At 71.0% G+C, this 18877-nt stretch carries 19 protein-coding genes; 7 read left to right on the forward strand and 12 right to left on the reverse strand.

The features are described 5' to 3' along the window. Positions 1-486 precede the first annotated feature (486 nt). The 6 genes from ligA (at position 487) to KYK13_RS29750 (ending at position 8879) form a co-directional block, all read left to right on the forward strand. Positions 487-2511 carry an NAD-dependent DNA ligase LigA gene (ligA, locus tag KYK13_RS29725; protein WP_223636487.1) on the forward strand — a complete coding sequence of 675 codons (2025 nt, stop codon included), beginning with the start codon at positions 487-489 and terminating at the stop codon, positions 2509-2511. A gap of 10 nt (positions 2512-2521) precedes the next feature. Further along, on the forward strand, positions 2522-2809 hold the full coding sequence (locus tag KYK13_RS29730) for an acylphosphatase (RefSeq protein ID WP_223636490.1): 288 nt from the start codon (positions 2522-2524) through the stop codon (positions 2807-2809). Continuing rightward, on the forward strand, positions 2806-3249 hold the full coding sequence (locus tag KYK13_RS29735) for a DUF3052 family protein (protein ID WP_014398919.1): 444 nt from the start codon (positions 2806-2808) through the stop codon (positions 3247-3249). The genes KYK13_RS29730 and KYK13_RS29735 overlap by 4 nt, the downstream gene beginning before the upstream one ends. A gap of 575 nt (positions 3250-3824) precedes the next feature. Further along, entirely contained in the window at positions 3825-6524 is a 2700-nt protein-coding gene (locus KYK13_RS29740) for an Rne/Rng family ribonuclease (RefSeq protein WP_223636493.1), read from the forward strand. A 490-nt stretch (positions 6525-7014) separates the two neighbouring features. Next, a complete protein-coding gene (locus KYK13_RS29745) occupies positions 7015-8403 on the forward strand; it encodes a YhjD/YihY/BrkB family envelope integrity protein (protein WP_370645449.1) in 1389 nt (462 codons plus the stop codon). 125 nt (positions 8404-8528) lie between these two features. Beyond that, on the forward strand, positions 8529-8879 hold the full coding sequence (locus KYK13_RS29750; RefSeq protein ID WP_043321998.1) for an HU family DNA-binding protein: 351 nt from the start codon (positions 8529-8531) through the stop codon (positions 8877-8879). Between the two features lie 3 nt (positions 8880-8882). On the opposite strand, the gene KYK13_RS29755 is transcribed toward KYK13_RS29750, so the two are convergent. The 11 genes from KYK13_RS29755 to KYK13_RS29805 form a co-directional block, all read right to left on the reverse strand. Further along, a complete protein-coding gene (locus tag KYK13_RS29755) occupies positions 8883-10958 on the reverse strand; it encodes a flagellar biosynthesis protein FlhA (protein WP_223636496.1) in 2076 nt (691 codons plus the stop codon). After that, positions 10958-12004, reverse strand: a complete 1047-nt coding sequence (locus KYK13_RS29760; RefSeq protein WP_223636499.1) for a flagellar biosynthesis protein FlhB — start codon at positions 12002-12004, stop codon at positions 10958-10960. The genes KYK13_RS29755 and KYK13_RS29760 overlap by 1 nt, the downstream gene beginning before the upstream one ends. Then, positions 12001-12795, reverse strand: a complete 795-nt coding sequence (locus KYK13_RS29765; RefSeq protein WP_370645191.1) for an EscT/YscT/HrcT family type III secretion system export apparatus protein — start codon at positions 12793-12795, stop codon at positions 12001-12003. Before KYK13_RS29765 ends, KYK13_RS29760 begins: the two co-directional genes overlap by 4 nt. After that, complete coding sequence (locus KYK13_RS29770; protein WP_223636502.1) at positions 12792-13061, reverse strand: flagellar biosynthetic protein FliQ; 270 nt, start codon at positions 13059-13061, stop codon at positions 12792-12794. Before KYK13_RS29770 ends, KYK13_RS29765 begins: the two co-directional genes overlap by 4 nt. Positions 13062-13065: 4 nt before the next feature. After that, a complete protein-coding gene (gene sctR / locus KYK13_RS29775) occupies positions 13066-13791 on the reverse strand; it encodes a type III secretion system export apparatus subunit SctR (protein ID WP_223636504.1) in 726 nt (241 codons plus the stop codon). After that, a complete protein-coding gene (locus tag KYK13_RS29780; RefSeq protein WP_223636508.1) occupies positions 13788-14273 on the reverse strand; it encodes a flagellar biosynthetic protein FliO in 486 nt (161 codons plus the stop codon). Before KYK13_RS29780 ends, sctR begins: the two co-directional genes overlap by 4 nt. After that, a complete protein-coding gene (locus tag KYK13_RS29785; RefSeq protein WP_223636511.1) occupies positions 14270-15421 on the reverse strand; it encodes a FliM/FliN family flagellar motor switch protein in 1152 nt (383 codons plus the stop codon). Before KYK13_RS29785 ends, KYK13_RS29780 begins: the two co-directional genes overlap by 4 nt. Before the next feature lie 153 nt (positions 15422-15574). After that, positions 15575-16054, reverse strand: a complete 480-nt coding sequence (locus tag KYK13_RS29790) for a hypothetical protein (RefSeq protein WP_223636515.1) — start codon at positions 16052-16054, stop codon at positions 15575-15577. A gap of 16 nt (positions 16055-16070) precedes the next feature. Next, positions 16071-16886, reverse strand: coding sequence for a flagellar M-ring protein FliF (locus KYK13_RS29795; RefSeq protein ID WP_223636518.1), 816 nt, complete (start codon positions 16884-16886; stop codon positions 16071-16073). Positions 16887-16901: 15 nt separating this feature from the next. Further along, positions 16902-17390, reverse strand: coding sequence for an ATP-dependent helicase HrpB (locus KYK13_RS29800; RefSeq protein WP_223636520.1), 489 nt, complete (start codon positions 17388-17390; stop codon positions 16902-16904). Between the two features lie 12 nt (positions 17391-17402). Then, positions 17403-17885, reverse strand: a complete 483-nt coding sequence (locus tag KYK13_RS29805; RefSeq protein ID WP_370645192.1) for a hypothetical protein — start codon at positions 17883-17885, stop codon at positions 17403-17405. Positions 17886-18112: 227 nt separating this feature from the next. Between KYK13_RS29805 and KYK13_RS29810 the strand changes: the two genes are divergently transcribed. Then, complete coding sequence (locus KYK13_RS29810; RefSeq protein WP_370645193.1) at positions 18113-18445, forward strand: PilZ domain-containing protein; 333 nt, start codon at positions 18113-18115, stop codon at positions 18443-18445. 17 nt (positions 18446-18462) lie between these two features. Here KYK13_RS29810 and KYK13_RS29815 read toward each other — a convergent pair whose 3' ends face one another. After that, complete coding sequence (locus KYK13_RS29815; RefSeq protein WP_223636526.1) at positions 18463-18864, reverse strand: response regulator; 402 nt, start codon at positions 18862-18864, stop codon at positions 18463-18465. Between the last annotated feature and the right edge of the window lie 13 nt (positions 18865-18877).

Genomic DNA, 18877 nt, shown 5'->3' on the forward strand with positions numbered 1-18877 from the left:
GTACGGAATAGGGGGGAAGCGCCCGAAGGCTCGGGCAGGCTGTACGCGGGACGGCGGTCCGTCCGCGCGGCGCTCGGAAGCACCTTCCAGGAGGGCAGCACCACCCGGGTCCTGGGAACGGACCGGAGGGCGCTTGGGCCTGTGGTTGGGAAGAGATGGCGCCGGGGGAACCCCTGCGCCAGGAACCGCGCTGGAAACTATTGACCGCCTCCAGAGCTGTCAAGGCATCCGTGCCTGACTCCGTCCCGTTTTTCAGGGGGTTGCACTGGAGGGTGGGAGGACTACCAACCTGGAATCCGCTATGTAGCTGAAATTCGGGCCTAATGGGGCGACAGGCGCGCCCACCTGGGCTCAACACGCGTCCCCGGGTCCGCCTTCCCGGGTGCGTGAAGCAGTCCTGTCAGGTGGTACCGGTAGAGTGCCCTTCCTCCAACGCGGGGCGTGCGCGACTGGCCACGCCCCTGAATTGGGGTAAGGACACACCCCGTGGACACCTTCCCGAAAGCCGAAGCCCGCGCCCGAGCGCTCCGCCAGGAGCTGGCCCACCACAACCACCGCTACTACGTGCTGGACTCGCCGGAAATCAGCGACGCGCAATATGACGCGCTGATGCGGGAGCTCCAGGGGCTGGAGGAGCAGTACCCCCAGCTGGTGACGCCGGACTCGCCCACCCAGCGCGTGGGCGGCGCGGCGGTGGAGGATTTCGGGCAGGTGGTGCACACCACGCAGATGCTGTCGCTGGCGAACATCTTCGATGACGCCGGGCTGACGGAGTTCGACGAACGCATCCGCAAGCTGACGGGCCTGGCCAAGGTGGCCTACGTCTGCGAGCCCAAGCTGGACGGCCTGGCCATCTCCCTGAGGTTCGAGGACGGCCGCTTCGTGCAGGGCGCCACCCGGGGCGACGGCACCACCGGCGAGGACGTCACGGGCAACCTGCGCACCATCAAGAGCCTGCCCCTGGAGCTCTTCCCCCAGGACGGCGTGAAGGTGCCCCGGCGGCTGGAGGTGCGCGGCGAGGTCTTCATCCGCAAGGAGGACTTCCGCAAGCTCAATGAGAAGCGCGAGGAAGCCGGCGAGTCCCTCTTCGCCAACCCGCGCAACGCCGCCGCGGGGAGCCTGCGCCAGCTGGACCCCAAGGAGACCGCCGCCCGGCCCCTGTCCGTCTACCTCTATGAGTGCGTGCCCGGCGACGGCGTGCCCGCCTTCAAGACGCACACGGAGAAGCTGGAGTACCTGAAGACGCTGGGCCTGCCCATCAACCGCTACCAGCACGCGGACGGCGCGGACGGGGTGCGCCAGCGCTACGAGGAGTCCCTGGAGGGCCGCCACGCCCTGCCCTTCGAGGTCGACGGCATGGTGGTGAAGGTGGACGACGAGGACCTGCGCCGCCGCCTGGGCCAGGTGTCCAAGAGCCCGCGCTGGGCCGTGGCCTACAAGTTCCCGCCGGAAGAGGAGTCCACCACGGTGGAGGACATTGGCATCCAGGTGGGCCGCACGGGCGCGCTCACGCCGGTGGCGCACCTGAAGCCGGTGAAGGTGGGCGGCGTGACGGTGTCGCGCGCCACGCTGCACAACGAGGACGAGCTGCGCCGCAAGAACGTGCGCAAGGGCGACACCGTCTTCGTGCGCCGCGCGGGCGACGTGATTCCCGAAATCGTCTCCGTGGTCCTGTCCAAGCGCCCGGAGGACTCCCAGCCCTTCACCTTCCCCAGCCACTGCCCGGTGTGCGGCGCGGTGGCGGCCCGGGATGAGGACGGCGCCATCATCCGCTGCACGGGCGCGTCCTGCCCCGCGCAGCTGGTGGAGAAGGTGCGCCACTTCGCCAGCCGCATCGCCATGGACATCGAAGGCCTGGGGGACAAGCTGGCCACGCAGCTGGTGACGCACGGGCAGGTGAAGACTTTCGCGGACCTGTACGCGCTCACCCGGGACTCGCTGCTCAAGCTGGAGCGCATGGGGGAGAAGAGCGCGGACAACCTGCTGGCCTCCATCGAGGGCAGCAAGAACACCACCCAGCGCCGCTTCCTCTACGCGCTGGGCATCCGCCACGTGGGCGACTCCACGGCGCGCGCCCTGGCGGAGGCCTTCCCGGACGTGAAGATGCTCTTCACGGCCAGCCTGGAGGACATCAGCCGGGTGAAGGACGTGGGCCCGGTGATGGCGCAGGTCATCCACACCTTCTTCCAGGAGCCGCAGAACCAGGCCGCCATCCTGGCCCTCCTGGACGCGGGGGTGCGGCCAGCGCCCCCGGCGGTCGCCACGGGCGGCCCCTTCGTGGGCAAGACGGTGGTGCTCACCGGCACCATGGAGCGGCTGGCGCGCGAGCAGGCGAAGGAGGAAATCGAACGGCGCGGCGGTAAGGTCTCCGGAAGTGTCTCACGCAAGACCGATTTCGTCGTCGCCGGCGAGGACGCGGGTAGCAAGCTGAAGAAGGCCCAGGAATTGGGAGTAAGAATCCTGGATGAGCAGGCGTTCCTGAAGCTGCTAGAAGGGGACGCCAGAGCATGAGGCCAGAGGCATGAGCACGCAGCGCCGGGTGACCCTGCGCATCCAGGGCGCGGTCCAGGGCGTCTCCTACCGGGAGAGCGCCCGTCAGGAGGCGCTGCGCCTCAACCTGTCAGGCTGGGTGCGCAACCGGAGCGACGGCTCCGTGGAGGCCACGGTGGAAGGCGAACCGGGCGCGCTGGAAGACTTCATCCGCTGGTGTCACTCGGGTCCCCGCATGGCGCGCGTCACGGACGTGGCGCGCACCGACGGGCAGGCCACTGGCGAGTTCCGCACCTTCACCGTGGAGCGCACATCATGACGCCCTACGCGCTGGCATCCCTGCCGGCCATGCTGGGCATCCGGTCCGGCACCAAGGTCTCTGTCATCAACCCCCCGCGGGGCTTCGTGCAGAAGCTCAACCCGCTGCCGGACGGGGTGGAGTTCCTCGTCACGGCCCAGACGGGGCTGGACGTCATCCTCTTCTTCACCTCCGACGCCACGGAGCTGGTGCAGCGGCTGCCCGCGCTGTCGCGCGCCACCACCCTCAACGGCGGCATCTGGGTCTGCTGGCCCGCCGGCGAGGGCGTGAAGACGCGCCTGTCCGAGGACTTCGTGCGCCAGGCGGCGCTCGACATCGGGCTGGTGGACAACAAGATCTGCATCATCGACGAGACCTGGACGGGCCTCCGGCTGGTGCGCCGTCCGCGCGGCAAGCTGGACAAGCCGGAAGGGCGCAAGCAGGCCCCCGCGCAAGCCTGAACGTCCGTTTCCGAGCGCCCGCATGCCCGCCGGGCGGGGACGCCTTCCATCTGCCCGACAGTGGATGAACGGGAGCATCGGGCCTTTACACACCTGGAGGGGCGTGGAAAACTCTCCGTGTTTCTGGGCGGTTGTGTGACGCCCCGCGTTGGCGGGACATCACGCCCAGGCAGGAATTTCGACGGGTTGCGCTTCCGGTTCCCTCCGGATGCCCCTGCTGCTCCGGGGCCCCCAGACGCCCCCCCAAGGTGGCCCACGTGACGGGCACCGACCGGGTGTGGAAGAGGGGGCGGACAGCACGGGCGTGGTGGGCACCTCGAGCGCGTGAAGAGAAGCAGCCCCGCCCGGCACGGTGCCGGTCGCAATGCGGGGCGACATGAACTCGGAGGAGCAGGCGGCGATGTCCTCGGCCCCCACCCAGGTGATGCGTTCTCCCTCCGGCTCCTCCGGAAGGCGTCCGCACGCCGGGGGGCCACCAGCCGCCTCCCCCATCGCAGCGCGCTCGGAGGTGTGGCGTCTCGCCGCCTCCCGTCCGGTGAGGTCCCCCCTACCGCGCGCGCTTCCAGGATTCATCCATGAGCAGTGTGCTCGTCATCAACGCCGCGGGTCGGGAGACCCGGGTGGCGCTCGTCGAGGGCGGCCATATCGCGGAGTTCTACCTCGAGCGTAAGAAGGACAAGGGCGTCGTCGGGAACATCTACAAGGGCCGCGTCGTCCGGGTGCTCCCGGGCATGCAGGCGGCCTTTGTCGACATCGGGTTGGAGAAGGCCGCCTTCCTGTATGTCAGCGACGTCGTCTACGACCCGGACTTCGCCCGCGCGCAGTTCGAGCTGACCGAGGGCGAGCACGAGGACGCCCCGGACGTCCCCACCGAGTCCGAGGCCGATGCGGTCGAGGCCGCCGCCGCGTCTCCGGACGCCACGCACGCCCTGCCCGCTGGCGCGGAGGCTCCCCAGGCGCGGCCGGAGCCCGTGCTGGCCCACGACGGGGCGCTGGCCCTGGACGTCCAGGCCCAGGCCTCCGCTCCGGTGGAGTCCCCGGAAGCGGCGCCCGAGGCCGTGACGCCGGCGCCGGAGGCCGTCGCGGCCCCGGTGGAGGCCCAGGCTTCATCCGAGGCCGCCGAGGTGGCGGCGCACGCGGCGGCCGTGTCCGTCGTCGCGGAGACCCCGGCCGAAGGGGCCCTGCGGGAGACCGCGGTCGAGGTGTCCACCGCCGCCGTGGCGGTGCCGCTGCCGGTGAACGGCTCGCCGCCGGTGGAGTCCCCGGCGGTGGTGCAGGAGACGCCCGCGGAGAGCGCCACCGCCGCCGCCCTCGCCGAGTCCGGCGTGGCGCCCGCGACGGAGGGCAGCGCCGCCGAGCCGCCGCCGCACGCGGCCGTCCTGGGTGAGCTCATCCCCTCCCCCGCCGCCGAGTCCGCGCGTCCCGCCGAGGTGTCCGGCGAGCGCCGCACGCCGCGCGAGGCCCGGGAGGCTCGCGAGCCGCGCAACCGCGAGGGCCGTGAGAAGGACAAGGACAAGCGCCGCCAGGAGCAGCCCCGCCGCGAGAAGCGCGACGAGGAGAAGGAGAAGCCCAAGCAGCGCAAGACGGACAAGATTGAAGACCTGCTGAAGGTGGGCCAGGAGGTGGTGGTCCAGATTTCGAAGGACCCCATCGGCACGAAGGGCGCGCGGCTCACCTCGCACATCTCCATCCCGGGCCGTCACCTGGTGTTCATGCCCACGGTGGACCACGTGGGCATCAGCCGCCGCATCTCCAATGAGAAGGAGCGCCGCCGGCTGCGCGAAATCGTGGACCGGCTGCGTCCGCCCGGCACGGGCTTCATCGTGCGCACGGTGGCGGAGAACGTTCCCCAGGAGAAGCTGGAGAGCGACATCCGGTTCCTCATCGAGGTGTGGAACCAGGTGGTGCGCCGCAACGAGAAGCGCGGCGGCCCGGGCCTGCTGCACCCGGACCTGGACCTCATCCTGCGCGCCACGCGCGACCTGTTCGCCCACGACGTGGAGAAGCTCGTCGTGGACGACGCGGAGGAGTACGAGCGCATCCAGGGCTTCGTCACCGCGCAGGACCCGGCGCTGCGCGACCGCGTGGTGCTGCACGAGAGCGACGAGCCCGTCTTCGACGCCTACGGGATTGAGCAGGAGCTGCAGCGCGCCACCCAGCGCAAGGTGTGGCTGAAGAGCGGCGGCTACCTCATCATCGACCAGGCGGAGGCGCTCACCGCCATCGACGTCAACTCGGGGCGCTACGTCGGCAAGAAGAGCCTCGAGGAGACCATCACCAAGATCAACGTCGAGGCGGCCAAGGAGATCGTCTACCAGCTCCGGCTGCGCAACATCGGCGGCATCATCATCTGCGACTTCATCGACATGGAGAAGGCGCAGAACCGCGACAAGGTCTTCAAGTCGCTGCAGGAGGCGCTGGGCCGGGACAAGGCCAAGACGAACGTGCTGCGCATCTCCGAGCTGGGCCTGGTGGAGATGACGCGCAAGCGCGTGCGCGAGTCCATTGGCCGCGTGCTGCACGAGGACTGCCCGTACTGCGACGGCAAGGGCTTCGTGAAGACGGCCACCACGGTGGCGTACGAAATCTTCCGGGAGATCCGCCGCGAGGCGCCGGGCTACAAGGACTCCACGCTGGTCATCAACTGCAACGCGGAGGTCGCGCGGCTGCTCCAGGGTGAGGAGCGCAACGAGCTGCGGCACCTGATGGACCGCTACAACAAGTCCATCCAGGTGAAGGCGCAGCAGAACTACCACCGCGAGCAGTACGACATCTACGGCCGGTCGGCCACGGGCCCCGAGCACAAGGTGGCCTCGTCGCCGGGCTCCGGCGACGGCGAGCTGGCGATGCAGCAGCGCCGCCCGGAGAACAACTACGGCGGCCGTCAGGACCAGGGCCGCCGTGGCGGTGGCCGGGACCGCGACCGGGGTGAGCGCGGCGGCGGTGAGAACCGCGGCGGCGCCGAGGGCCGTGGCGGCGAGCGCGGCGGGGAACGCGGTGGCGAGCGCGGCGGTGGAGACCGTCGCGAGGGCCGGCGTCCCGAGCGCGGCGGTGACCGCAACCGCGGTGGCGACCGTGAGCGTCGCGGCGGCGAGGGCCGGAGCGGTGAGCGCGGCGGCGGCGGTGAGAACCGCGGCGGCGAGCGCGGGGAGCGAGGTGAGCGCGGCGGCGGTTCCGGCGGTGGCCACAACGGCGGCAATGGCGGCGGCACGCCTCCCGCGGCGTCCGGCGGCGGCTCCTCGTCGGAGCCGTCCGGAGGGGGCGGCGAAGGCTGAGCCCTTGCGCGGCACCGGGCCCCATGAGCCCGGTCCGTGAGTGACAGCGAAGGCCCGGTGGGTGCGACCCCGCCGGGCCTTCTGCATTGGGGCGCGCTATCGGGCGCGCTGGCGCAGCGGCTTTCATCCAGCGTGCGTCGGTGCGCGACGACCTGTCGGGCCTCCGCGTCCCTCCTGCGGGAGAAGGCATCGCTGGCTTCGGCGGCGTGGCCGGGCATGTCCTCCCGCATGGTGAGCAGCCAGGCGGACGAGGCCCGTACATGGACTGACAACGTCCGTTCGGGAGGGTGGGGAGGGCTGGTTCCCCGGGGCAGGGTTTGGCTACGGTGGCACTTCCACACCGGGGGGTGTCGTCGTCCACGTCCCGGCCATTTGAATCGCCTGGGATGAACCGCTCGCCTCCGCGCCTTCGCACGCTCCTGGACTCCCGCGACCTGGCGACACCGGGGGCGAAGCACACCGGGAGGAGGCCGTGACAACGGCCCGGAAGCTGTCCTGGCGCGCCCGGCGGTCGCTGCTGCGGGCGCGGGCCTGGGCGCTCCAGACAGCGGCCCGTGCGTGGGCGCCCATCGGGGCCACGTCGGGCGGCCGCTTCGCGGCGGACATCTTCATCGCGGGGCGCACCGTGGCACGCGGCTTCATGGGCGAGAACCTCCGCCTGCGCGCCGCGGCCCTCACGTACATCAGCATGTTCTCGCTGGTGCCGCTGCTGACCGTGGGCATCGTGCTCCTGCGCACGCTCCACCAGGAGCAGTTCCAGCGGAAGCTGCGCTTCGTCATCTCCGAGGTGCTGGCGCCAGGGGTCAGCGAGGAGTCCGCCGCCCTGCTCGACCGGTTCCTGCACCCGGGCGACTCCATCGCGGTGGGCAGCGTGGGCTTCCTCGCGGTGCTGCTGTCAGCGGGCTCGCTGCTGCGCCACATCGATGGCGCGGTGAACGAGCTGTGGGGCATCCGGCGCCAGCGCCCGTGGCTCACGCGGCTGGCCATCTACGCGGGCCTGCTGCTGCTGGGGCCCATCTTCCTGGCCATCTCCTTCTCCGGTACGGGCCGGGTCCGCGTGTTCCTGCAGACCTACGCGCCCTCCGCGCCGCTGTTCATCGCCGTGGGCACCACGCTCATCGCCATGGGCAGCCTGACGCTGTTGTACCTCTGGACGCCCTACGCCCACGTGCGCGTGCGCTCGGCGCTGGCGGGCGGACTGGTGGCCGGGCTGGGGTGGATGCTGGCGAAGCAGGTGTACGCGGAGTTCGCCGCGCGCAGCTTCCTCTACAACCCGCTCTACGCGTCGCTGGGCGCCCTGCCCCTGTTCCTCGCCTGGGTGTACGTGAGCTGGCTGGTGATGCTGTTCGGCGCCCGGCTGTCCTACGCCGTGGAGCACGTCTCCTTCCGCGACTCCCTGTTCGCCTTCGGCACCCACCCGCGCGCGCACGAGCTGGTGGCCGCGCGCGTCGCGCAGGACGTCACCCTGTGCTGGGTGGATGGCCGCACCCCGCCCCTGCCCCGGGAGCTGGCCACGCGGCTGCGCGTGCCGGAGTCACTGGTCCACGAGGTGGTGGACCGGATGGTGGAAGCCCGCCTGCTGGAGCGGGCACGCCGGGGAGGCCTGCTCCCGGCGAGGGACCCCGCCGACATCACCCTCGCCGACACCACGCTCGCCGTGCACGGGGTGATGATCACCGGCGGCCCCGAGACCTGGACCGGCCCCAAGGCCCCGGGCTTCGAACAATTCGAACCCCTGTTCCAGGCGGCCGACCGTGCCGGGGTCGACCTGCTTCGCCGCACCCGCTGGTTGGACCTGGTGACGCCCCTGCGTCCGGGGCTGCTCGCCCCGCCCGCTCCCGAGGCCCCCAAGGCAGCGGCCAGCAGCGGAAATCCGTAACGTTTTTAGAGGGTTGGGAGCCTACCCGGCTTGCAAGGAGGAGGTGTTCTGTTATGTATTCGGGTCTCGACCACGGGCCAGAGAGCCCTGTCACCAAGGGGTCACGGGGTTTGCGGGAGCGTCCGATGCTCAAGTCCGATCTGATCAACATCCTCGTCGCCAAACGAGGCGTGACCCAGAAGCAGGCGGAGGCGACCATCGAGACGATTTTCGAGTCGATGAAGGACGCCCTCTGCCGCGGGGAGAACATCGAGATTCGCGGGCTTGGCGCCTTCCACGTGAAGAACTACCAGGGCTACCAGGGCCGCAATCCGAAGACGGGCCAGGTCATCCCGGTGAAGCCCAAGCGCGGCCTGCTCTTCCGCACGGGCAAGGAGCTGCGCGACCGGGTCAACCGCCCCGCGCCGCTGCAGGCCCAGTCAGACCTGCCGCCCTCCTCCGAGTTCAAGGGCAGCAGCGGCACCGGCACCCTCTAGGCCTCACCGCCCCACGGCGACCGGCGAAAGCCGGCCAATGGGGCGAATCTGCAGGTCCCCGTCCAGCTCGCCGTAGGTGAGCACCGCCACGTCCGGGAACGGGCCCTCGCACAGCTTGCGCAGCGGGCGGCGGATGTCCGGGGCCGCGAGCAGCACCGCCCGGCCCCCGCTGGCGATCTGCCGCACTCCTTCCAATATCTCCAGGATGCGCTCCGGCTCTGGCGCGGCCCCCCGCGGACCGCTGGCGCGCAGCACGTCCTCCACCTCCGGATCCACGAGGTATGCGTACAGCGGGCCCGTGGGTGCGAACTGGTGGCTCAGGTAGCGGTGCAAGGCCTGACGGCAGCGCTCGGCCAGGGCCGCCGCGTCGCCTTCGGTGGTGGGCGCCACGAGCGCCTCCAGGATGGCGCGCAGGTCGCGGATGCTCACCTGCTCCTGCACGAGCCGCCGCAGCACGTCCACCAGCAGCGGCAGCGGCACCTTCTGCAGCGCTTCCTTCACCAGCACGGGCCACTGGGCCTCCAGTCCTTCCAGCAGTCCCTGCACCTCCTGGAGTCCCAGCAGCGCGGAGGCACGCAGGCGCAGCACGACCCGCAGGTGCTCCGCGATGAGCTCCGACGGCTTGCGCAGCGGCACCTGGGCCAGCTCCAGCCGGGAGCGGGCCCCCTCTCCCACGCGGCTGATGGGCCGCCCGCTGGCGGGCTCCACCGCCGCCTCCGCCTGGACCTCCAGGAAGGCCAGCTCGCCGGGAGGAACGAGCGCGTACAGGGCCCCGGGCTGCACCACGCCGCCACCTGCGGGCACTTCATCCAGGAGGATGCGGTACTCCCCCGCGCCCAGGTAGGCCGCGTGGGTCCGCACCCGGATGCCCGGGATGCGCACGCCCAGTTCGAAGAACAGCTCGTCGCGCACCGTGTTCAGCACCGTGTGCACGAAGGCGCCTCCGTCCGCCTCCGCCAACGGCGTCAGCTGCGCGGACAGGTCGAGCGTGAGCGGCGTCACCCCGACCGGCGCCTTCGCGCTCTCCGGAGGCTTGCCCGCGGCTCCAGCGGGCGCCGCGGCTTCCGGGGAGGCCCCGTCCTTCGCCGGGGCCTTCTCCGGCGCCTGGCCCTTGCCCCGCAGCGCATACCCGAGCCCTCCGAGCCCCGCGGCCAGCGCGAGGAACGTCAGGTGCGGCATGCCCGGCATCAGGGCCAGCGCGACACACAGGCCCGCGACGGTGGTCAGCGTGCGGTAGTCGCCGAAGAACTGGGAGCCGATCTCCGTCCCGAGCGAGTCCTCCTCCTTCTCCGCCGCCACCCGCGTGACGACAAGCCCCGCAGCCACCGCGATGCACAGCGAGGGCACCTGGGACACGAGCCCGTCGCCGATGGCGATGAGGGCGAAGGTGGCGGCGGCTTCTGAGAACGACTGCCCGTTCTGCAACACGCCAATGAGGGTGCCGCCCAGCAGGTTCACCGCGACGATGACGAGGCCCGCGATGACATCGCCCTTCACGAACTTCATCGCGCCGTCCATGGCGCCGAACATCTGCGACTCGCGCTCCAGGTCGCGCCTGCGCCGCCGGGCCATCGTCTGGTCGATGGCGCCCGCGCGCAGGTCCGCGTCGATGGACATCTGCTTGCCGGGCATGGCGTCCAGCGTGAAGCGGGCGGACACCTCCGCGACCCGCTCCGCGCCCTTGGTCACCACCAGCAACTGCACGAGCGTCAGGATGGCGAACACCACCGCGCCCACCACGTAGTCGCCCCGCACCACGAACTCGCCGAAGGACTGGATGACCTCGCCCGCATGGCCTTCGGAGAGGGCCAGCCGCGTGGACGACACGTTGAGCGACAGCCGGAACAGCGTGGTGAAGAGCAGCAAGGTGGGGAACGACGTCACCCGCAGCGCGTCCTTCGCGTTCAGCGCCGCGACCAGCAGCGCCACCGCCGCGGCCAGATTCACCGCGAGCCCCACGTCAAGGAGCCACGCGGGCAGCGGGATGATGAGTGCGCCCAGCACCGCCGCCATCGCCACGGCGAGGACGACCTGGGAGGATTGGCGGGCCTTCAGCGAGACCTTCAGGAAGGGGGGCATCACGTCTGTCTCCGTGGACGGTCGTCCGGCTCGCGAAGCTCCATCGCGGTCCGCAACACGACCGCGGCCGCCTGGTACAGCTCCTCGGGGATGGACTCTCCGACGTCGAAGTGGATGAGGCTGCGGGCCAGCGGCACGTCCCGGACCACGGGGATGCCCTGCCGGCGCGCTTCCTCCTTGAGCACGAGCGCGTCCTGTTCACGGCCCTTGGCCACGAGGTAGGGCGCGTCGCATTCGCCCGCGTCGTAGCGGAGCGCGACCGCGATGTGCGTGGGGTTGACGATCACGGCGGTGGCCTTCTGCACTCCACGTGCCGGACCACCCTGCGCCAGTTGGCGATGCAGGGCCCGCCGTTGTCCCTTGTGACGCGGGTCGCCCTCGCTCTCCTTGTGCTCCCGTTTGATCTCTTCGCGGGTCATCATCAGCTCGTGCCGGTGCCTGCGCCACGCGAGCGCGTAGTCCACGGCGCCGCACCCCAGCACCACCCACCCCAGGCGAGTCACCAGCGCAGCCAGACGGCCGACGAGGAAGTCCAGGCCCCGGGCTCCCTCCAGCCACGCGGTCCGCAGGGCATCGGGCCCCACCTCCTCCACCTCGTTCCAGACGATGAGGGCCAGCAGTGCCGCCACGAGCAGCGCCTTGCCCAGCTCGACCAGCGGCCGGACGCTGAAGAGGCGTTTGAGGCCCGAGATGGGATTGATGCGCTCGAATTTCGGCGCGGCATGGCTGGCATCCCATTCGAAACCCACGGTGGCCACGGAGACCGCCAGGGATGCGACGAAGGCGCCTCCCAAGGCAGGCCCGCACAGCCGGGCCGCGACCCAGGCGCCCTCCTCCCATGCTCCCGCGAAGGTCTGTTCCAGCATCAACCTCGCGGCCCAGTCCTTCAGCCTGACGAAGCCCTCGGGCGCGAACGCGATGAAGCCGAGCAGCCCACCCAAGGTCGTCGCGCTGGAGGAGAACATCCGGCTTCGAGGAAGCTGGCCCTTGCGCCGGGCCTCGCGCAGCCGTTTCGCGGTGGGCTGTTCCGTCTTCTCGCCGCTCATCGCGAGGCCTCGCCCAGCAGTGCCAGCGCCCCCTCCGTCGAAGCCACGCCCGCGAGCAGCCGCTCACACAGCAGCCCCACGCCCAGCCACAGCAGCGCGCCGCCCCCGAGGATTCTCAGCGGAGCCCCCATCTCCTGGAGGTTCGCCGCCGACGCGGCCCTCGAGGCCATGCCCAGGAAGCCATCCACCGCGAGCGCCGCGGCCGCCACCGGGGCCCCCACCGCGAGCCCCGTGGCCATCGCGCCGCCCACCATCACCACGACATGCAGCGCCGAGGCTTCCGTGGGCACGAAGGCCCCCAGCCGCACCACTCCGAAGCCGCTCAGCAGGGCGGAGAGAACCACGGGGAAGAGCGCTCCCGACACCACCCTCGCCACCAGCAGGTGGTAGAGCGCGTCCCCCGTGGCCGACTCGCGGCTCCCCGCCAGCGGCAGACTCGCCTCCGCGGAGGTCCCCCGGAACAGGTCGATGAAGCGGCCTCCCATCCTCGCCGCGTCGAAGGGCAGCGCGGACACGAGCCCCACGGAGACGCCGTAGGCCAGCTCTCGCACCACGAGCACCGCCATCACCACGGGCGTCTCCACCGTTCCGCTGAACTCCACGCCCGCTTCGATGTGCAGGAAGAGCGACAGCGCGAACACCAGCCCCAGCCTGACCGTCGTCGGCGCGGCCTGTCCTCCCAGCAACGGACAGAGGAACGCGATGGGCAGGAGCCGCGCCGCGCACAGCGCCGCCGCGACCATGTGCGGTCCCAGTTCGAGGAGTTGTTCACCCAAGACCTCCGGGTTCACAGCGCGACCTCCGCGATGAGCATGAGCAGCTGTTGGGTGAAGCGTGTGAGCTGTCCGGCGATCCACGGCCCCGCGAACACCAGGGACAGCACCGCCGCGCACAGCTTGGGCACCACCGACAGCGTGCTCTCCTGCAGCTGGGTCGTCGCCTGGAAGAGGCTCATCAGGAAGCCCACGAGCAGGCTGGCGCCAATGGGCGGCAACGAGGCGAGCACCATCAACAGCAGGGCTTCACGCCCCAGGGTGAGCAGGACGTCCTGGGTCATGGCGTCACCGGTAGCCGAGGATGAGTCCCCGCGCGAGCAGGGCCCAGCCATCCACGGCGACGAAGAGGAGGATCTTGAAGGGAAGGCTCACCTGCCCCGGCGACAGCGTCTGCATCCCCAACGCGAGCAACACATTGGCGATGACCATGTCGAGCACCAGGAACGGCAGGAAGACGATGAAGCCAATCTGGAAGGCCTCCTTCAGCTCGGTGATGACGAAGGCCGGGATGACGACGAACAGGTCCGTCTCCTGCACCTGTTCGGACTCCTCCGGCGGACGCAGCTCGCGGGCCAGGTCCACGAAGCGAGCCCGCTCCTCCGGGCTGCCGTGCTTCATGAGGAAGGCTCGCAGGGGATCCGTCACCTGCTTCGCGGCGGAGAGGACCTGCGCTCCGGAGTGCACCTCGTCGTAGGCCGCCTGGCCCGCGTCGTACATGCGCTCCATCACCGGCGCCATGATGTGCCCCGTCAGCACCACCGCGAGCCCGGTGAGCACCAGCGTCGGCGGTGCCTGCTGCGTGCCCATCGCCGAGCGGGCCAGGGAGAGCACCACGGCGATCTTCGAGAAGCTCGTCAGCATCAGCACCGCGAACGGCAGCAGCGACAGGAGCGCGAGCATCCCCATCATCGCCAGCGGGCTGCCGGCATATGAGGCCTGCGCCAGGGACGGCTCCGAGGCGAATGCCAGCGCGGGCAGGAACACGCCACATCCCAATCCGAGCACCTTCATCCCCCACCCCGCTTCCGGGAAGCATCACACGTCATCCGGCGCTGTCGCGTGCGGGGGAAGAGCACCGTCGGCTCCAGGTCCGTCCGAGGCTTCACCGCCTGCCGGGAGGATGCGTCAGGAGGAACCGCCACGGCCCGGGGCTCATGGATCTCCGCGAAGGTGTCGCCGTAGGCCACGAGGTACCGCCGCCCATCCGCCTCCACGAGCGCGAGCCCGCAACGCGGTGAGAGCCCCGTCCGCGCGACGATGCTCAGGGGCTCCGCGACTGCCGCATCGCCATTCCCAGCGACGCCTCCCTTGCGGAGCAGCACCCAGCCCAGACCCGCCAACGCCATCGAACCCACCAACAGGCGAGAGGTGCTCACCAGCGACAGTCCTCCCAAAGGCGCGAGTGTCGCCAGGCCCAGCAACAAGGCCGACGCGAGCAGCAGCCTGCCGCGTGGAGAGAACGAGGACAGCCACGTGTTCACGGGGGTGCTCACGGCAGCAACGCCAGGATGCGGGCGCCCACTTCGCCTTCGATCTCCACCAACTCCGCACGCGCGACCACGCGGTCCCCCACGCGCAGCAGCACGGGGCTGCTCGCGTTCACGTGCAGGGGCAGCAACGTGCCCGGCTTCAGCGTTGCCAGCTCCGACAGGGGCAGCTGCAACCGCGTCAGCTCGATCTCCACATCCACCGGGAGCGGCGGCATCGCCTCGCTCCGCTTGTTCGTCGCCACCATGTCCGACTCCAGTCGGGCCGCGTGCGAGTACACGCTCCCTGTCGAAAAACCTTCCATGCGAAACTCGCCCCGGAGCGCGAAGCCGCGGGTGATCAACCGCCCCGGGCCCTCCACCCGGCCGTCCCGGAGACGCACGTCCTCGAAGAGCACGACGTCTCCAGCGGACAGCGCGTCCACGGCCGCGGCCTGCAACGGACTGCGTCCCACGAGGCACCGCGCGGGGATCGATGCGGCCAGCACCTGGGACGCGATGACACCTCCTGACTCCACGGGCAGTTCCTGAAACGCGGTCTGCACGGCACGGGCGGGCAGCAGCACCCGGCCACCCACCGTCGCGCCCTCCACCGTTGCCGTCAGCAGCACGGCCACATAGGGCTGGCCCGGGTCGACTCGCGTCAGCACGTCACCGCGCCGCATCGACACCGCGGACAAACGAGGCCCCAGCCTTCGCACCCATTCGCCTTGCCCGCGCATCGCGGCCAGGGCGGAGAGCAGCAGGTACACCAGCGTGGACTCTTCCAGCCGGGTCAGCTCCGTCACGGGAGCCGGACGCAGTCCCGTCCCCGCCAGCCTCGCCAGCGCCGCGAAGACCAGCGGGACCTCCAGTTCCACGATGGCGGTGCCCCCGACCGCCGACAGCTCCACCAGCGCGAACACCATTCCCACCGCCAGCTCGCGCTCCGGCTGGACCGCCGCCTGCACCAGGTGCCCCTCCACCTCGACCGCCGCGCCCAGGTCCCGCGCCAGCGCCGCGCCTACATCGCGCAGGAGCTCCGCGCCCCATCGTCCCACCTGAGGCCTCTGTCCCAGCACCAGGTGGGCGCGCGTCAGCCGGCGCGCTCCCGGGCGGAAGGGCCGCGTGGGCTTCTTCGAGGCGCTGGGGGACCTGACGGGATTCGTTTGCATCCGGGGCTCCGGGACGGCGATGGGCACACGCCCCCTGTGCACGGCCATGGCCAGGGGGGCGCCTCGTGGAATCAGGGGGTTGGCTGGAGGTGGAGGTCCGTCATCGGGATGCCGTGTTCCCGGTTCGGGATGCCTCTCCACGGAAGGACCCGTTCAGCGCAGGGCCTCACGGATGCGCCGCTCCGCCAGGGCGGTCAGGGCCGGCGCGGCGTCTGTTCGCGGTGCGGCCTCTTCCCACTGGGGAAAACGGCTGCGGTGGTACGGCGGAAGGCCTCGAAGGGCTTCCTGTCGCAGGGCTTCGGGAGCCGCCTCCAGGAAGAGCGCCAGCCTGTTCGCGGCGTCCGCTCGCTCGCCGAACTCCACCGCCACCTTGGCCTGCCGCTGCGCGGAGGGCATGGCGGCGAGGCGCTCCAGATGGCGCAGCGCCCTTCCGGCTTCGGCATCCACCAGTCCTCCCAGCAGCTCCGCGGCACGCTCCTTCGCCAGCACGCAGACGACCAGCGCGATGCGCTCCAGGGGCAGGGACAACGCAGGCAGCGTGACGTCCGCCACCGTGGCCCTCGGCACTTCCTTCTTCGCGGGCAGGAGCTTCCGGGCCATGCGCAGCGCCCGTCCCACGCGTGTGGTTTCCATGGCACCCATGGCGTGCTCAGGCCAGCTTGCGCGAGGGGCCCGGCGTCACCACCGGACGCGCGGGGGTGGGCGGCGCGGGCGGCGCCGCGGGAGGCTGCTGCGCCAGGGCCTGGTAGTGCCGCCAGCGCAGCGTCGTCCAGACGAGCGCCCCGGACAGCCCCGTCACCAGCACTCCCAACAGGGCGAGCAGGACGCGCAACCGCAGAGGGACGGGCCCGCCCCTGGGCGAGGGTGTCTCCACGTGCGTCGTCACCTCGTCCACCAGCAGCGACACCGCCTCCGGTGACAGCCCCTCCACGCCTCCCGCGAGGAGCTCGCGCAACGTGTCCGCCGACTTGCGCACGCGCGCCGCTTGGCCGGGCGCCGTGCGAAGCATGGCCGAGGCCTTCGAAGGCGTGGGGGCCTGCCCCGGCCTCGGAGGAGGAGGAACCACCAGGTGCACGCGCGCCAGCAGCACGCCGTCCACCGTCTGGAGCGTCTTCTCCAGCTCGCGCTCCATGCCCCGGACGCGGCAGACCTGCTCCTCCAGCGGCGAGCGCACGAGCCCGCTTCCGCCAAACACGTCGCAGCCCGCCTCCGCGGCGAGCCGGGGCAGCCCCAGCTCCGACAGGATGCGCACCGCGTCCGAGGACTGCGCGTCGGCCACCTCGATGGCCCAGGTGGGTTTCTTGCCCGGCTCGGGCACCTTGCGCGCGTCGAGCCCCCGCTCGACGAGCACCGTCTGCAGCTCGTTGGCCTGACGCTCGTCGAGGCCGTGCTGGATGCGCTCCCGGCACGCGGTAGCGCCCAGGAGCAGGAGGACACAGAGACAACGAAGGGGAGCGGAACGCATGGAACGAAGGACTCCTCACACCTGGGTCTGGAGGACCTGCTTGACGCCGCCGGTGGCCTTCTCGACGACCTTGCCGGCGAGATCGAGCTCCTGACTGGCGCGGTAGACGTGGGCCTGGAGCGAGAGCAACTCCGAGGGACTGAACGTGCGGCCGGACTCGGCGAGCTTCAGGATGTGGTCCAGCCGCTGCTGCGCCTGCCCCACCCGGTCCAACATCTCCACCGCCTGCTGGCTGCGCGCCGCCTGGACCGAATCCACGCGCGCGCCCGGCTTCACCTCCGCGCAGCCCGCCTTCGCCCGCTCCACGCCCTCCGCCCGCGAGGTGCCCGCGGGGGCTTCGGTGGGCGTGCGCACCGGCTTCGGCGGCCCCTCCGTGGTCACAGGCACCGGACGCGACGAGGGCGCGCGCACGCCGTCCAGCACCTTGCCGAAGCGCTCCCTTCCGGACTCCACCGCGGGCGAAGCCCCCGCACCGCCCACGGCTCCCAACTTGTCGATGGCCATCGCGAACGCGCCTCAGCGGATGTTGTTGATGGCGGCCTTCGCCGAGTCGTGGCGGACCTTCATGATGTTGGAGATGGCGTTGTGCTCGCGGCTCTCCTTCTGCATCTCGTTCTGGAGCGACAGGTAGGCCACGTTGAACTTCTGGCCGTCCTCGGCCATCAGCTTCTGCGCCTCCAGCAGGTCCCACGCGTCGCCCTTCCCCGTCGAAGCCGCCAGGCCCGCCGTGCTCGCGCGCGCCGACATCGCGGAGGCGCCGCCCGCCGCCGGCACCGACGACACCGCCTCCACCGGCACCGCCGCGGACACCGTCCCGCTCAGCGAGGACACCACCGCGCTGGAGATGGGGCCTGACGGCAACATGCCCCCCACGAGCCCCGCGCCCGTGCGCACCACTTCTCGCGCCGCTCGCGCCAGCGTGGGGCCGAACTCCGTCTTCGGCGTCTGGCGCTCGATGGACGGGGCGATGCTCAACGACGGGATGCGACGGTCTTCCAAGAGGTGCCTCCGGCAGGGATTCGCCGGGGCTGCCATCCACCGTCCGTGCCAAGGGCCAACTCCTTGAAACGACAGGGACACATCCCTTCGCTTCAGCGCGAGGCGTCTCGCGTGCGCGGGCGCCAGGTCCACGGCGCGGGACGGCGGACGAAAACCCGAAAACTTGCCAGTGCTCCAACCTGCCTCAGAGTTGTCGCGTCCTGTCGCACGTGAAGGTGAGTCCCCCGATGATGAACCCCTCCAACGGCCCCCGTCCGAACGAGCGCGAGCGCTACCACCCGCGCGTCGAAGCCCGGCTCCAGGTCAAGGTGCTCCTGTCGGGCCGCACCGTGACCGCGCAGGCTCGCGACATCTCCATGAACGGCCTGTTCCTCCAGGCCCACCCCGCGGACACGCAGCGCGCGCTCACCATCGCCCTGCCGCTGCCGGGCGACCGCGAGCTCGTCACCATGTGCACCATCCGCCGCCGGGAGGTGGACGGCGTCGCGCTGGAGTTCGGCGAGCTGGACTGGGACGACCTCATCGCCCTCGCCCGCTTCCTCCACCCGCACCTGCCGTAAGCGCCTCCGGTGGAGCGTCAGTCCGCGGCCGAGCGGGCCGCGCGCAGCCGCTCCACCAGGTTCATCAGCTCCGCGCCGCGGAAGGGCTTGTGGATGTACCCGTCCGCGCCCGCCTGCGTCGCGCTCTCCACGTCCGCCTTCTTCGCCTTCGCGGTGAGCATGTAGAGCGGCACCTTCGCCGTGGCCGGGTCGCTCTTCAGGATGCGACACACGGAGACGCCGTCCAGCTGCGGCAGCACCACGTCCATCAGGATGAGGTGGAAGGTCCGGTCCCGGGCCAGCTTCAGGCCTTCAATGCCATTGGCCGCGCAGACCACGTCCACCGTGCCGTCGCTCAACATGGAGCGCACCAGCTCGCGGATGACGGGCTCGTCCTCGACGAGGAGGATGTGAAAGGGCGCCTGCGCGTTGCCAGCCATGGTTTCCCCGGGG

It is taken from the genome of Corallococcus sp. EGB (genome assembly GCF_019968905.1).
Classification (GTDB): domain Bacteria; phylum Myxococcota; class Myxococcia; order Myxococcales; family Myxococcaceae; genus Corallococcus.